Genomic DNA, 734 nt, shown 5'->3' with positions numbered 1-734 from the left:
AGGCACCGGCCCGACACCGCAGCGGCGGACAGGTGAAGCGTTGTCCGCCCTACGGTTCTCCGGTGTTGGGGATGTCCGTGATCGACCCGCCCGCCCAGTCAGCCGCATAAAGCCGTTCGCGGGCAGCGCGGTGGAATGTGGAATAGGGCCAGTCCCGCACCCGTGCAACGTGCCCATGCTTGAGCGGGTTGATGTGGATGTAATCCACGTGGCGGCGGTAATCCTCCTCGTCGCGGATCAGGTGTTCCCAATAGCGCCTCTGCCAGATCCCTCGTTCGCGGCCGCGCAGGTTGGCCACGGCAGGCGCTTCGCTCGCCGGCAGACGGCGGGAAAAGCGTGCCTTGAGCACATTCCAGCGCAGCGCAAAATCAGAATCGCCAGCGGGCAGTGTCCACAGGCAGTGCATGTGATCGGGCAGGACAACCCAGGCATCGATTTCAAACGGATGACGGTTGCGGGTCACCCGTACCGCATCTCGCAGCACATCCACATGCCGCGTCAGAAGATCCGAACGGCGATCCCGCAGATTGACCGTGAAAAAGTAGCTCGCACCCGCCACCCGGGCACGGCGGTAATTGGGCATTCGTCTCGTCCATTAGGGTCCGCATTCGGACGATGGTTATGGATAACGAAACGGGGGCTGTCCAGCGCAGGGCGGACAACGTCGCTCTTGTCCGCCGGCCCAGGCACCGGCCCGACACCGCAGCGGCGGACAGGTGAAGCGTTGTCCGCCC

General features: G+C 64.3%; 1 protein-coding gene. It reads right to left on the bottom strand.

The window, feature by feature from the left end; genetic code table 11:
- Positions 1-49: 49 nt before the first annotated feature.
- A complete protein-coding gene (locus AS93_RS0118445) occupies positions 50-583 on the bottom strand; it encodes a transposase (protein ID WP_027591938.1) in 534 nt (177 codons plus the stop codon).
- Between the last annotated feature and the right edge of the window lie 151 nt (positions 584-734).

The organism is Pseudomonas sp. RL, assembly GCF_000647775.1.
In the GTDB taxonomy this organism is placed as follows: domain Bacteria; phylum Pseudomonadota; class Gammaproteobacteria; order Pseudomonadales; family Pseudomonadaceae; genus Serpens; species Serpens flexibilis.
This window is presented reverse-complemented; position numbering and strand designations above follow the sequence as displayed.

Coding starts and splice junctions, on each gene's coding strand:
- AS93_RS0118445 (WP_027591938.1), bottom strand. CDS start 583: ATGCCCAATTACCGCCGTGCCCGGGTGGCGGGTGCGAGCTACTTTTTC.